This is a genomic window from Mycobacterium sp. KBS0706, from assembly GCF_005938675.2.
GTDB lineage: Bacteria > Pseudomonadota > Alphaproteobacteria > DSM-16000 > Inquilinaceae > Inquilinus.
Window position 1 is genome coordinate 107763 of sequence record NZ_VCCH02000005.1, and the last position, 13189, is coordinate 120951.

Genomic DNA, 13189 nt, shown 5'->3' on the forward strand with positions numbered 1-13189 from the left:
CGAAGCTTTCGATCACCATAAAAAGACTATTGCATACTAAAATCATTTTTGACTAGGCTTCCCGAGCTTCACATCGACCAACGTGCAGCGGCACATGCCGAAAGACGCGGATGGGACGTGAGGCTCAGGGCACGGCTTGGAGATTCGGGGACGCATGACTCTGCTCCTGGAACTGAGCGGCATCACCAAGGCCTATGGCGGCGCGCCGGCGCTGAGCGACCTGTCGCTGGCGGTCGGCGCGGGCGAGTACCTGTCCATCCTCGGACCCAGCGGCTCCGGCAAATCCACTATGCTGCGGGTGGTCGCCGGCTTCGAGACGCCGGATGACGGCGACGTCCGGCTGGAGGGACGCTCGATCCTGTCGATTCCGGCGCATGAGCGCGGCATCGGCTTCGTGTTCCAGGGCTTCGCCCTGTTCCCGCACATGAGCGTCTTCGACAATGTCGCCTACGGCCTGCTCCACCGCAGCCGCGGCCCGGTATCGGACGAGGCGGAGATCCGCCGCCGCGTCGGCGAGGCGCTGGAACTGCTGGGCCTGACCGGCCTCGGCGCCCGTGCCGTCAGCCAGATCTCCGGCGGCCAGAAGCAGCGCGTCGCCCTGGCCCGCACCTTGGTCACCGACCCCAAGATCGTGCTGCTGGACGAGCCGCTGGGCGCGCTCGACGCCAATCTGCGCGAGCGGATGATGATCGAGCTGAAACGCATCCAGGCCCAGCTCGGAGGTACCTTCCTGCATGTCACCGGCAATGAGCAGGAGGCGCTGGCGATGGGCCACCGCACCGCCGTGCTGGACCGCGGACGGATCGCCGAGATCAGCCCGCCGCAGACGTTGTACAACCGGCCGGGATCGGTCCGGGTCGCGCGTTTCCTCAATTGCTACAACATCTTCGAGGGCATGGTCGGCGACGGCGCCTTCCGCTTCGCCGAGGCGGCCCTGCCGCTGCCGGGCGATGCCCCTGCCGGCGCGGCCGCCTACTGCATCCGCGCCGACAAGGTGACGGTGGCCGAGGAGACGGAGCCGGCGGCGCCGGGCGAGGCCGCCCTGCCCGGCCGCTTCATCGCCAGCGAGTATTCCGGCGCCCGGGTGACCTATCTGTTCGACGTCGCCGGCAGCCGGCCGGTCGAAGTCGAATACCATCTGAGCCACCGCCGACCGAGGAGCTTCGACGCCGGGCGCCGCTATGCGCTGCGCTGGCCGGCGGCCGACGCCCTCGTGTTCCGCGGCTGAGGCGGGGGCGTCGATGAGCGTCGGAGCGGAGATCATGACCGAGACGGTGCCGGCCCCGGCCGCCAGGCGGCGCACCGGGCGGCGGGTGGCGGCGCTGCTGGCGGCGCCGGGGGCCCTGTGGATGACCGCCTTCCTGGTCGTCCCGATCGCGATGATGGTCTATGTCAGCTTCTGGACCCAGAAGACCTTCACCATCGAGCCGACGCTGACCCTGCAGAACTGGGGCACCTTCTTCGGCACCTCGACCTATCTGTCGGCGCTGTGGACCACGGTCCGGATCTGGCTGATCGTGCTGGCGACGACGCTGGCGCTGGGCTATCCGGTCGCCCTCTATATCGGCCTGTTCGTCCGCAACAAGACGGTCCAGACCATCCTGCTGGTGGTTTGCGTCGTGCCGTTCTGGACCTCGTTCCTGATCCGGGTGCTGGCCTGGCGCCCGATGCTGGGCACCGAGGGCGCGGTCAACATCCTCTTGATGAAGCTGGGCGTGGTGTCGGAGCCGGTGGCGGGCCTGCTGTTCACCGAGCTCAGCGTCGTCATCGGCATGACCCAGATCTATGTCGTATTCATGGTCGGGCCGATCGCGTTCATGCTGTCGCGGATCGAGCCGAGCCTGATCGAGGCGGCGCGCGACCTGGGCGCCGGCACCGGCCGCATCTTCCGCACCGTGATCCTGCCCTTGAGCCTGCCCGGCGTGATCGTCGGCGCGATCTTCGTGTCGGTCATGGTGCTGGGCGAGTTCGCCACCGCCGCCGCCCTGTCCGGCCGCAAGGTCAACATGCTGGGCAACATCATCGTCACCCAGGTCGGGTCGCTGAAATGGGCCTTCGCCGCCGTGGTCGGCGTGATCCTGACCGTGGTGATGGGGATCGTCGTCGCCGGGCTGCTGCGGCTGGTCGACCTGCGGAAGGAGCTCTGAGGCCATGCAGGGGCAGCCGCTTCTCCGCACCGCGCTGATGGCGTTCACGGCGCTGTTCATCGTCTTCCTGTACGGCCCGCTGGCGGTGCTGGCGACGCTGAGCTTCCAGTCAGGGCCCGAGGGCGGGCCGCAATTCCCGATCATCGAATGGTCGACCTACTGGTACCAGCACCTGTTCGGCTGGGCGCCGCCGTCGCGCGTGGCGCCCCTGGCGATCGGCGACGCGCTGGTCCGGTCCCTGACCCTGGCCTTCATGACCATGGTGGTGGCGACGGTGCTGGGCACCCTGTCGGCCCAGGCCTTCCGGTCGCGCTTCCGCGGCTCCGGCATCGTCTTCTACCTGATCGTGCTGGGCATGATGGTGCCGGGCGTGCTGGTCGGGCTCGGCGTCGCCCTGGTGGCCAATGAGCTGGGCATCCCGCGAGCCTGGTGGGGGACGTCCTTCGTCACCCATGTAGTCTACACCTTCCCCTTCGCCTTCCTGGTCATGCTGGCGATCTTCAACCGCTTCGACCGGTCGATCGAGGAGGCGTCCTGGAGCCTGGGCGTCAGCCCCGCCCGCACCTTCCGCAAGATCACCTTCCCGCTGATCTTCCCGGGGGTGCTGAGCGCGATGCTGTTCGCCTTCACGCTCAGCTACGATGAGTTCCCGCGCACCCTGTTCACCGCCGGCGGCGGCCAGACCCTGCCGCTGACGATCTACGGCACCTTCTCGGTCGAGATCCATCCGAACATCTTCGCCTTCGGGGTGCTGACCACCCTGTTCTCCTTCGCCCTGCTCGCCGTCTACGGGGTGCTGATGGCGCTGTCGGTCCGCCGGGCCAAGCGCGTCGCGATCCAGGAGGAGGTGCGATGAGGGCGCTGGCCGACCACATCGCCATCGTCACCGGCGCCGCCAGCGGCATCGGCAAAGCGATCGCGGAGCGGCTGGCGGGCGCCGGGGCCGCGGTGCTGATCGCCGACCTGCACGCCGACCGGGCCGAGGCCGTTGCGGCCACGCTGCGCGCCGCCGGCGGCCGGGCCGAGGCGGTCGGCGCCGATGTCTCCGACGCCGAGGCGGTGCAGCGGATCTTTACCGCCGGGCGCAAGGCATTCGGCGACTGCACGCTGTTGGTCAACAACGCCGGCCATGTCCACCAGTCGCCCTTCGAGGCGTTGGCGGTCGCCGACTGGGACCGGATGATCGCAGTGCATCTGCGCGGCACCTTCCTGTGCTGCCGCGCCGCCCTGCCGGCGATGCTGGCGGCCGGCGACGGGGTGATCGTCAACATCGCCTCGCAGCTGGGCCAGATCGGCGGCGTCGACCTGGTGCATTACAGCGCCGCCAAGGCTGGGATCATCGGCCTGACCAAGGCGCTGGCGCGCGAGGTCAGCGCCCGCGGCGTGCGGGTCAACGCGGTGGCGCCCGGGCCGATCGACACCGAGCTGGTGCGGGCCCTGTCCGCCGAATGGCAGGCGGCGAAGAAGGCGCAGTTGCCGCTCGGCCGCTTCGGCGCGCCCGAGGATGTGGCCGAGACCGTGGCCTTCCTCGCCTCCCCCGCCGCCGCGATCTATGTCGGCCAGACGCTGGGGCCCAATTCCGGCGACGTGATGCTGTAGGAGGAATGATGACCCGCAAGGTTGCCCTGATCACGGGCGCCGGCATCGGCATCGGCCGGGCCACGGCCCTGGCCTTCGCCGGCGCCGGCCATCACGTGGTCGTGACCGACGTGCTGGAGGCCGAGGGCCGCGCCACCGCCAAGGCGATCGGCGACGCCGGCGGCAGCGGCGAGTTCCAGCATCTCGACGTCACCGACACCGGGCGGGTCAACGCCGTGGTCGCCGATGTCGAGGCGCGGCACGGCGCGCTGGACGCGCTGGTCGCCAATGCCGGCATCGCCCACCGCGTGCCGCTGTCGCAGATGACCGACGCGAAGTGGGACCACACCTTCGACGTCGACCTGAAAGGCATCTTCCGCGTGGTCCGCGCCGCCCTGCCCGGCATGCGCACCCGCGGCCAGGGCGCCATCGTCGCCCTGTCCTCGATCATGGGCGTGGCCTATGGCTGGGACGAGCATGTGCACTACTCCGCCGCCAAATCCGGCGTGGTCGGGCTGGTGCGCGGCCTGGCGGTGGAGCTGGCGCGCAGCGGCATCCGCGTCAACGGCATCGCCCCCGGCTACATCCGCACCGCCCAGGCCCTGTCGCGCGAGCATTCGCTGGGGCCGGAGGGGCTGGAGAAGGCGGCTGCGTTCATCCCCATGGGCCGGGTCGGCGAGCCGGACGACATCGCCGACGTGGCGCTGTTCCTGGCCTCGCCGGCGGCCCGCTACATCACCGGCCAGACCATCGTCGTCGACGGCGGCCTTTTGGTCGGACGGTACTGACAAACGAATCTTGGCGGCCCCGCTGAGAAGGGCCGGTTTTCGGGTGGTTTTTCACGAAACGGGAGACTTCGCATGGCACAGTTTCCGAGCCTGAGCCGCAGGCAGATCCTGCAGGGCACGATCGGCGCCACCGCCCTGGCGATGGGCGGCGGCACGCCCTTCCTCAACTCGCGCCGCGCCTATGCCCAGGCCGGCGCCCTGGCCAAGGAGCAGCTGCGCACCATCGGCCTGTCAGTCACGGTGCAGGACCGCATCCTGGCCGATTTCAAGGCGGCCTCCGGCGTCGGCGGCACCCAGGGCACGGCGGCGACCTTCCCCGACGCCCAGACCAAGATCCTGTCCGGCGCCACCGACTACGACTGCTGGGAGGTGATCGGCGAGCGGCTGCCCTCGGTGGTGATGACCAACAACGTCACCGCCATCCCGGCCTCGGGCCTGAAGAACTGGGCCAACATCCGCGACACCTTCACCAAGCCGGACCCGAAATGGCCGCGCGGCGCGCAGATCGTCGGCCAGATCTGGAAGGACGAGGCGCAGACCGAGCTGTGGATGGTGCCGGCGGTCTACAATTATGACTCAATCGGCTTCAACCCGTCGGTGCTGTCCGACGAGGAGGCCAACACCTGGACCGCGATCTTCGACCCGAAGTTCAAGGGCCGGTCCGGGCTGAACACCGACCCGCTGATCGCGCTGGGCCAGGCCATCATGGCGATGAACTCGTTGGGACTTTCCTCCGTTCAGAATCCAGGCAACCCCAGCGAGGCCGAGATCGACGAGGCGATGAAGTTCCTGGTGTCGAAGAAGAAGGACGGCCAGTTCCGCGCCCTGTGGGGCGATTTCGGCGAGCTGGTGAACCTGATGGCGTCGGGCGAGATGGTGGTGTGCGACGCCTGGCAGCCGGCCGTCATGGCGGTCAAGGCGCAGGGCAAGCCCTGCCGCTACGCCGTGCCGAAGGAGGGGTACCGCGCCTGGGCCATCGGCGTGTCGCTGATCGCCAGCTCGCCGAACCAGGCCGCGGTGACGGCCTATGCCGATTACTGGCTGTCCGGCCCGCCGGCGATCACGGTGTCGGAGCAGGGCTACTACTCCCCCACCACCAACATCAAATCGGTGATGGCGCCGGAGAAATACGGCTTCTGGTACGAAGGCAAGCCCTGGGTCGGCGCGCCCGACCGCGGCATCAAGGAGGGCGACCTGCGCGACGGCGGCTCGCTGGAGACCCGGGCATCGCATGTCGCCTACTGGCACCAGTGGCCGGACCAATACGACCACGTGATCCAGAAATGGGACGAGTTCCTGAACGCCTGACGCGGTGAAGCGAGGGGACGCACAGTGACCTACGATCTCGAGCTCGCCGGCGTCGGCAAGACCTATCCGGACGGCACGCCGGCGGTGATCGATTTCGACCTGCGCGCGGCGAAGGGGGAATTCATCTCCTTCGTCGGCCCCTCGGGCTGCGGCAAGACCACGACCTTGCGGATGATCGCCGGCTTCGAGGAGATCAGCACCGGCGACGTGCTGGTGCGCGGGCGGCGGATCAACGACCTGCCGCCCGAGCGCCGCCCGACCTCGACCATCTTCCAGAACTTCGCCCTGTTCCCGCACATGACCGTGCGCCAGAACATCGAATACGGGCTGAGGGTGAAGGGCCTGCCGGCGGCCGAGCGCCGGGCGAAGGCCGACCGGATGATGCAGGTGCTGGACCTGGCGGACATCGCCGACCGCCGCAGCTCCGGTCTGTCCGGCGGCCAGCGCCAGCGCACCGCCCTGGCCCGCGGCCTGGTGGTCGAGCCCGACATCCTGCTGCTGGACGAGCCGCTGGGCGCGCTGGACGCCAACCTGCGCAAGTCGATCCAGGCCGAGCTGAAGCTGCTGCAGCGCAACATCGGCATCACCTTCGTCTTCGTCACCCATGCCCAGTCCGAGGCGCTGGCCCTGTCGGACCGCATCGTGGTGATGAATCGCGGCCGGGTGGAGCAGATCAGCCCGCCCGAGGAGATCTACCGCCGGCCGCAGACCGAGTTCGTGGCCCGCTTCATCGGCCGCAACACGGTGCTGGCGGGACGGCTGGAGGCGCGGGACGGCGCCGTGGCCCGGGTCGGGACCGGCTTCGGCCCGCTGCACGGCACGCTGAACGACCCGACGCTGAAGGTCGGCGATGCCGCCGCGGTGGTGGTGCCGTCCGAGGCGATCGACGTGGTCGGCGCCGCCGGGGCCGCTTCGCTGGCCGGGCGCGGCGACACCCTGCCCGGCCGGCTGATCGGCCAGGCCGTCACCGGCCATGCGCTGCACCTGACCATCGGGCTTGCGGATGGCCGCGAGATCGGGGTCGAGAGCCATGTCGACAAATATGCCGCCGGCTGGTCGGGCGAGGAGATCGTGCTCGGCTGGCAGCCGGGCGAGGCGACCGTGATCCGGGCGGCCGCGTGAGACGGCGGCGGCCCAACGAGAGGAGGAACCCCTGATGGCGAAAGAGATCCTGTGCGGCTTCGGCGTCGATGTCGATGCGGTGGCCGGGTGGCTCGGCTCCTATGGCGGCGAGGATTCGCCGGACGACATCTCGCGCGGCCTGTTCTCCGGCGAGGTCGGCAGCCCGCGCCTCTTGAAGCTGTTCGACCGGCTGGGGATCAAGACCACCTGGTTCATCCCCGGCCATTCGATCGAGACCTTCCCGGAGCAGATGAAGGCCGTCGCGGATGCCGGGCACGAGATCGGCATCCATGGCTACAGCCACGAGAACCCGATCGCCATGACCCCGGCGCAGGAGGAGGAGGTCCTCGACAAGTGCATCGAGCTGGTGACCCAGCTGTCCGGCCGCCGGCCGACCGGCTATGTCGCGCCGTGGTGGGAGTTCAGCCAGGTCAGCAACGAGCTGCTGCTGAAGAAGGGCATCAAGTACGACCACTCGCTGATGCACAAGGACTTCGAGCCCTACTATGTGCGGGTCGGCGACAGCTGGACCAAGATCGACTTCGCCAAGAAGCCGAGCGAATGGATGGTGCCGCTGAAGCGCGGGGTCGAGACCGACCTGATCGAGATCCCGGCCAGCTGGTACCTCGACGACCTGCCGCCGATGATGTTCATCAAGAAGTCGCCGAACAGTCACGGCTTCGTCAATCCGCGGCATATCGAGGAGATGTGGCGCGACCAGTTCGACTGGGTCTACCGTGAGTACGACTACGCCGTGTTCCCGATCACCATCCACCCGGACGTCGCCGGGCGGCCCCAGGTGCTGCTGATGCTGGAGCGGCTGTACAACCACATGATCCGCCACCCCGGCGTGCGCTTCGTCACCATGGACGAGATGGCCGACGACTTCGCCCGCCGGTCGCCGCGGAAGAAGTAATCCGGAAGGCATTTCCCTTGTCTTGTCATTGCCGGGCTTGACCCGGCAATCCAGAGAGCGTCGACATTCTCTGGATGCCCGGGTCAAGCCCGGGCATGACAGTCTTGGGGTTGGGCGTGCTGTCGGCCAGGAGGAGCAGGTCACCATGTGCGGCGTGTGCGGCGTGCTCGGCGGCGAGGAGCACTGGACGGCGGAATCCGGGCGGCCGGAGGTGTTCGGCGCCGGCCGCACCCGCCGGGCCGAGCGGCTGCACCGCGCCGCCGCCGCCAACCGGATCCTGACCCTGTTCGGGCTGCGGCTGGACGACTGGCACGGCAGCGCCTTCGTGCTGAGCGGCCCGACCGGCCAGCGCGAGATCGTCGACGCGCTGCCGGCGGTGTGGGCGGCGGCGGCACGGATGCGGGGCCGGACCATCGACCCGCTGGACCCTGCCCTGCTGGACCGCATCGCCGGGGGTGGCCGATGAGCGAGGCGATCCCCGTCAACGTCCTGACCGGCTTCCTCGGCAGCGGCAAGACCACGCTGCTGCGCCATATCCTGGCCGACCCGGCCTTCGCCGGCTGCGCCGTGCTGATCAACGAGTTCGGTGAGGTCGGGCTGGACCACCACCTGCTGCAGGCGGTGGACGAGGACGTGGTGCTGATGCAGAGCGGCTGCATCTGCTGCACCATCCGCGGCGACCTGGGCCGCGCCATCCGCGGCCTGTACGACCGGCGCGAGGCCGGCACCATCCCCGCCTTCGGCCGGCTGATCGTCGAGACCACCGGCCTGGCCGACCCGATCCCGGTGCTGGCGACCATGATGAGCGAGCCGGTGATCCGCCACCATTTCCGCCTGGGCAACGTGATCGCCACGGTCGATGCCGTGAACGGCCTGGCGCAGTTGGACCGCCAGCCCGAAGCGGCGAAGCAGGCGGCTGTGGCCGACCGCATCCTGGTGACCAAGACCGACTTGGCGGCGCCGGAGGCGGTGGCGGCGCTGGAGGCGCGGCTCAAGGCGATCAACCCGGCGGTGCCGCTGTGGCGCTCCGCCAATGCCCCGCCGCCGGCGGAGGAACTGGTCGGCGGCGACGCCTTCGACCCCGCCACCAAGCCGGCCGAGATCCGCCGCTGGTTCGACCTGACGCGCGTGACCAGCGCCGGCCACCATCATGGCCATGACGCCAATGGGCACGACGTCAACCGCCACGGCCCGGACATCGGCGCCTTCGTGCTGGAGGTCGAGGACCGGGTCGACTGGACCGTGTTCGGCCTGTGGCTGACCCTGCTGCTGCACAGCCGCGGCGACGATGTGCTGCGGGTGAAGGGGCTGCTGCACGTCGCCGGGGTCGACACGCCCGTGGTGGTTCAGGGCGCGCAGCACATCGTGCATGCGCCGAGCCATCTCGATGCCTGGCCGGATGGCGACCGGCGGTCGCGGCTGGTGTTCATCACCCGCGGCATCGGCCGGGCCGAGATCGAGCACTCCTTCGCCGCCTTCCAGGCCGCCTTCGCCGAGACCGCGACGGTCGCGGCGTGACTGCCGGGAACGGACCCTGCGCCGCACTGGCCAGCCGCCGGCGAATCCGCTTCTAATACGGCTTCGCCCGGGGGATGGACCATGGCCGCGGACGCAGCCGACACCATGTTGAGCAAGCCTGGGTTGAGCAAGCCGGCGGTGCACACCGAGGGCCGGCCGCATCTGCGCGTGCTCGGCACCGAGATCACGCTGCTGGACAGCATCCGCGAACGGGCCGAGGCCGATCTCGGCATCACGGTCAGCTATGAGACGCTGGATTTCCTGGGCGCGCAGCAGAAGGCGGCGACCCAGCCCGGCGCCTTCGACATCTACGACCAGTGCTTCCACAATCTCGACATCGTCTGGTTCTGGAAGGCGATCCAGCCGATCGATACCGGCCGCATCCCACATTGGGGCGAGGTCAACGACCTGACCAAGACCGGGCGGCTGAGCGCCGACGCCATGATCGGCCGCGGCGACGCGCCGGTGAAGAAGCTGTACGTCCAGCCCGACCGATCGCTCGGGGCCCAGCCATCGCGCCACATCAGCATGCTGCCGGCGGTGCACAATGTCGACGCCTTCGCCTATGACCCGACCGTGGTGCCGCCGGGCCAGCCCTATGAGACCGAGAGCTGGGGCTGGCTGCTGGACGAGCGCTGGCGCGGCCGGGTCGCGCTGGTCGACGAGCCGGCGATCGGCGTGTTCGACGCGGCGCTGGCGCTGCAGGCCCGCGGCGAGGCCAGCTTCGCCGATATCGGCAACATGACGCTGGCGGAGATCGACCGGCTGATCGACCTCCTGGTCGCGCGCAAGCGCCAGGGGCATTTCTGCGGCTTCTGGCAGACCATGGCCGACGCCAAGCGGCTGATGGTCGACCACCGCGCCGCGATCCAGAGCAGCTGGGCCCCGGCCGCGGTCGCCCTGTCGGGCCTGGGCGTGCCGGTGCGCGAGGCGGCGCCGCGCGAAGGCTATCGCGCCTGGCATGGCGGCCTGTGCATCGCAGCCCCCCTGTCCGGCCGGGCGCTCGACGTCGCCTATGCCTATCTGAACTGGTGGCTGTCCGGCTGGCCCGGCGCGGTGATGGCCCGGCAGGGCTACTACATGTCGATCCCGAAGCGGGTGCGCCCATTCCTGGACCCGGCCGAATGGGACTACTGGTACGAGGGCAAGCCGGCGGCCAAGGACCTGGAGGGCACCGACGGCCGCGTCGCGGTGAAGGCCGGCGCGGTGCGCTCCGGCGGCTCCTACTGGCGCCGCGCCAGCCGCATCGCCGTGTGGAACACGGTGATGGACGAGCACAACTACCTCGCCCGCCGCTGGTCGGAGCTGACGGGGGGTTAGGCCTGTGCACCGGCGCGGCCCGCCCCCTCACCCTCCCGGCCCAAGCGGGCCGGGCCCCTCCCTCTCCCCGAGGGGAGGGAAAAAGGGTGCGGCGCTCCGACACCTCTCCCCGGGGAGAGGTCGAAATCGCGCAGCAATTTCGGGTGAGGGGGTGGCTCCGGCCCAACCGATCGGGCGGTCACCCGGTGTCGGGCTGCTTCGGCTCGCGGTAGGCGGCATCGAAGTCGATACCGAGGGAGGCGCAGAGGCGGCGGGCGGCCCGCATCGGGGGTTCGGCGTCGATCAGCGCCTCGACGTCGGGCTCCCGGAGCCGGGCCTCCAGCGCGGCCTGGAAGGCGGGGATCCGGTCGGGGGCGAGGCCGTTGAGCGTGTGCTGCATCAGCTCATGCAGCCGGCCCGGCGCCGCTTGCGGATCGCGGCCGGGGTGCTGGCGGTCGGCGGCGGCGGATAGGGCTGGTCCGACCAGTCGCTGGCCCGGCGGTGCCATTGCTCGGACACGCCGAGACCGCAGGCCAGGCCGGCGATGACCGAACCGACAGGTCGGTCCTCGACCCGGTCCTCCTCATCGCCGTAGAGCTCGTCGAGCTGGTCGCGCATCTCGGTGATGCGGTATTCGGCCTCCTCGATATCCCGGGTCGACTCGGCGGCACCCCAGATCAGAGCGAAGAGGGCCTCGGTGACGTGGTTGCGCTGGCGGCCGCGGCGGGCCTTCCGGTCGGCCTTGTCGCGGGCGCACAGTCTGTCGGCGGTGCGGCTGCGCAGCGCCAAGGCCCGCTGCACCGTCTGGGCATGGCGGGCGAAGGCGAGGCCGTGATCCACGGCCGCCGGGGCATCGGCCCGGGGCGCTGCGGCTTCAGCCTGCCCGGCCTCAGGCCGCTCGGCCTGGGCGATGGCCTTGGCACCCTCCGCCTCGACCAGCCTCATGCCGATCTCGGCGATGCGCGTGAGCATCTCGATCTGCTGCAGCGCGAGGCTGCGGCAATGAGCCTGGACGTCGAGGTCGGAGTCTGTATCTCTTTTCATAGAACGTATCATGAACGATAACGAACCGGGTGCGCAATGAACATTTCGTTTACGACCAGTCTGCGGGCCGGTGCGGGTGGCCAGGGCGGAGGCTGGCTGCAAGCTTGAGTCCGCGCTACGGCAGCAGCACCGTGACCCGCAGCCCGGGATGGTTGTCGCCGAGCGAGACCTCGGCCCGATGCAGTTGCGCCGTTGCCGCGACCAGGCTGAGGCCCAGCCCGTTGCCCGGCGTGTGCCGGCTCTGCTCCAGCCGGTAGAAGCGCCGGAACACCCGCTCGCGCTCCTCCGCCGGAACGCCCGGGCCCCGGTCGGCGACCACCAGCTCGGCACGCCCGTCCCGCAGGCGAGACAGGGCGATGTCGATGCCGGTGCCGGCCGGGGTGTGGCGCAAGGCATTCTCGATCAGGTTCGCGACCGCCTGGGACAGCAGGTCCGCGTCGCCGGTCACCGCCACCTCGGGTTCGATCCGGCTGCGGATGGCCCGGCCCTGCTCCTCGGCCGAGGCCTGGAAGATTTCGGCGACAGTGCCCACAAGGGCGCTCAGATCGACCCGGGCGAAGCCCCGACGCCGGCTGCCGGCCTCGACCTGGGCGATGCGCAGCAGCGCGTTGAAGATGCCGAGCAACCGGTCCGCCTCGGCCATCGCCCGCTCCACCGACCGCTCGTATTCGGCGGCCGTGCCCGACCGCAGCAGGGCGCCCTCCAGCTGCTGCCGCAGGCGGCCGAGCGGGGTCCGCAGGTCGTGGGCGATGTCGGTCGACACCTGCCGCAGCCCCTCCAGCAGCGCCTCGATCCGGTCCAGCATGGCGTTGACGACGCCGGTCAGCCGGTCGAACTCGTCATCCGTGCCGCGCCCGGGCAGCCGCTGGCTGAGGTCGCCCTCCATGATCTTCAGGCAAATCCGGTTGATGGCGTCGACCCGCCGCAGCACGCCGGCGCTGACGACCAGCCCGCCGCCGACGCCCAGCACCGCCGTGGCCAGCAGCCCCCAGCCCAGGCCGCGTAGCCAGAGCTCCTGCAGATCGTCGATCGGCGCCCGGTCGGCCGCGACGAGGACGAAGGCGCCGTCGACCAGGATCTTGCCCATCCCGCGCAGCCGCACCTCGCCGCCGTCCTTGCCGCCGCCGGGCAGGGTCAGGTCCACCGGCCCTGGCCCCGGCGCCATCGCCGGCAGGTTGCCGGCCAGGCGGCGGCCGTCGCGGTCCTCGAACAGGTAGAAGCCGGGCCCGAGCGGATCCTGCGCCAGGCTCTGCTCGATGTCGCTGGCGATCTCCTCGGGCGGGTCGTTGGGATAATCTTCCGTCAGCTCCGTGACGACGGTCGTGAGCGTGGCGTCGAACTGGCGCTCGGTGTAGCCCTCGGTGGCCCAGTAGAGGATGCCGAGGATCACCGCGACCGAGGCCCCGAACACCACCGTGTACAGGGCGGTCAGCCGGAAGCTGGTGGTGCGGAGGATCCGGGTCCGCATC

Annotated in this window: 14 protein-coding genes; 11 read left to right on the forward strand and 3 right to left on the reverse strand. The window is 70.0% G+C overall.

The annotated features are described in order from the left end of the window. Window positions 1-154: 154 nt before the first annotated feature. The 11 genes from FFK22_RS04265 to FFK22_RS04315 all read left to right on the forward strand — a co-directional run bounded on the left by FFK22_RS04265 (window position 155) and on the right by FFK22_RS04315 (window position 10697). Complete coding sequence (locus tag FFK22_RS04265; protein WP_138890958.1) at window positions 155-1228, forward strand: ABC transporter ATP-binding protein; 1074 nt, start codon at window positions 155-157, stop codon at window positions 1226-1228. Between the two features lie 13 nt (window positions 1229-1241). After that, window positions 1242-2147, forward strand: a complete 906-nt coding sequence (locus tag FFK22_RS04270) for an ABC transporter permease (protein WP_138890959.1) — start codon at window positions 1242-1244, stop codon at window positions 2145-2147. 4 nt (window positions 2148-2151) lie between these two features. Continuing rightward, window positions 2152-3003 carry an ABC transporter permease gene (locus FFK22_RS04275; protein ID WP_138890960.1) on the forward strand — a complete coding sequence of 284 codons (852 nt, stop codon included), beginning with the start codon at window positions 2152-2154 and terminating at the stop codon, window positions 3001-3003. After that, on the forward strand, window positions 3000-3746 hold the full coding sequence (locus FFK22_RS04280; RefSeq protein WP_138890961.1) for an SDR family NAD(P)-dependent oxidoreductase: 747 nt from the start codon (window positions 3000-3002) through the stop codon (window positions 3744-3746). Before FFK22_RS04275 ends, FFK22_RS04280 begins: the two co-directional genes overlap by 4 nt. A gap of 8 nt (window positions 3747-3754) precedes the next feature. Further along, the gene (locus FFK22_RS04285) at window positions 3755-4513 is read left to right on the forward strand and encodes an SDR family NAD(P)-dependent oxidoreductase (protein WP_138890962.1); all 759 of its coding nucleotides are present in this window, start codon (window positions 3755-3757) and stop codon (window positions 4511-4513) included. A 72-nt stretch (window positions 4514-4585) separates the two neighbouring features. Continuing rightward, complete coding sequence (locus FFK22_RS04290; protein ID WP_138890963.1) at window positions 4586-5821, forward strand: PotD/PotF family extracellular solute-binding protein; 1236 nt, start codon at window positions 4586-4588, stop codon at window positions 5819-5821. 24 nt (window positions 5822-5845) lie between these two features. Further along, on the forward strand, window positions 5846-6943 hold the full coding sequence (locus FFK22_RS04295) for an ABC transporter ATP-binding protein (protein WP_138890964.1): 1098 nt from the start codon (window positions 5846-5848) through the stop codon (window positions 6941-6943). 34 nt (window positions 6944-6977) lie between these two features. Further along, window positions 6978-7859, forward strand: a complete 882-nt coding sequence (locus FFK22_RS04300) for a polysaccharide deacetylase (protein WP_138890965.1) — start codon at window positions 6978-6980, stop codon at window positions 7857-7859. Window positions 7860-8004: 145 nt separating this feature from the next. Continuing rightward, complete coding sequence (locus FFK22_RS04305) at window positions 8005-8325, forward strand: hypothetical protein (RefSeq protein WP_138890966.1); 321 nt, start codon at window positions 8005-8007, stop codon at window positions 8323-8325. Continuing rightward, on the forward strand, window positions 8322-9377 hold the full coding sequence (locus tag FFK22_RS04310) for a GTP-binding protein (protein ID WP_138890967.1): 1056 nt from the start codon (window positions 8322-8324) through the stop codon (window positions 9375-9377). Before FFK22_RS04305 ends, FFK22_RS04310 begins: the two co-directional genes overlap by 4 nt. An 81-nt stretch (window positions 9378-9458) precedes the next feature. Then, window positions 9459-10697 carry a PotD/PotF family extracellular solute-binding protein gene (locus tag FFK22_RS04315; RefSeq protein ID WP_221938378.1) on the forward strand — a complete coding sequence of 413 codons (1239 nt, stop codon included), beginning with the start codon at window positions 9459-9461 and terminating at the stop codon, window positions 10695-10697. A 178-nt stretch (window positions 10698-10875) separates the two neighbouring features. Here the strand turns inward: FFK22_RS04315 and FFK22_RS42705 are convergent, their stop codons facing one another. The 3 genes from FFK22_RS42705 to FFK22_RS04330 all read right to left on the reverse strand — a co-directional run bounded on the left by FFK22_RS42705 (window position 10876) and on the right by FFK22_RS04330 (window position 13188). Beyond that, window positions 10876-11076: a hypothetical protein gene (locus tag FFK22_RS42705; RefSeq protein WP_186002297.1), complete on the reverse strand. Its 201-nt coding sequence runs from the start codon at window positions 11074-11076 to the stop codon at window positions 10876-10878. Next, entirely contained in the window at window positions 11076-11720 is a 645-nt protein-coding gene (locus tag FFK22_RS04325) for a hypothetical protein (protein ID WP_138890465.1), read from the reverse strand. The genes FFK22_RS42705 and FFK22_RS04325 overlap by 1 nt, the downstream gene beginning before the upstream one ends. A gap of 115 nt (window positions 11721-11835) precedes the next feature. Continuing rightward, window positions 11836-13188 carry a HAMP domain-containing sensor histidine kinase gene (locus FFK22_RS04330; RefSeq protein WP_138890464.1) on the reverse strand — a complete coding sequence of 451 codons (1353 nt, stop codon included), beginning with the start codon at window positions 13186-13188 and terminating at the stop codon, window positions 11836-11838. Window position 13189: the final 1 nt, after the last annotated feature.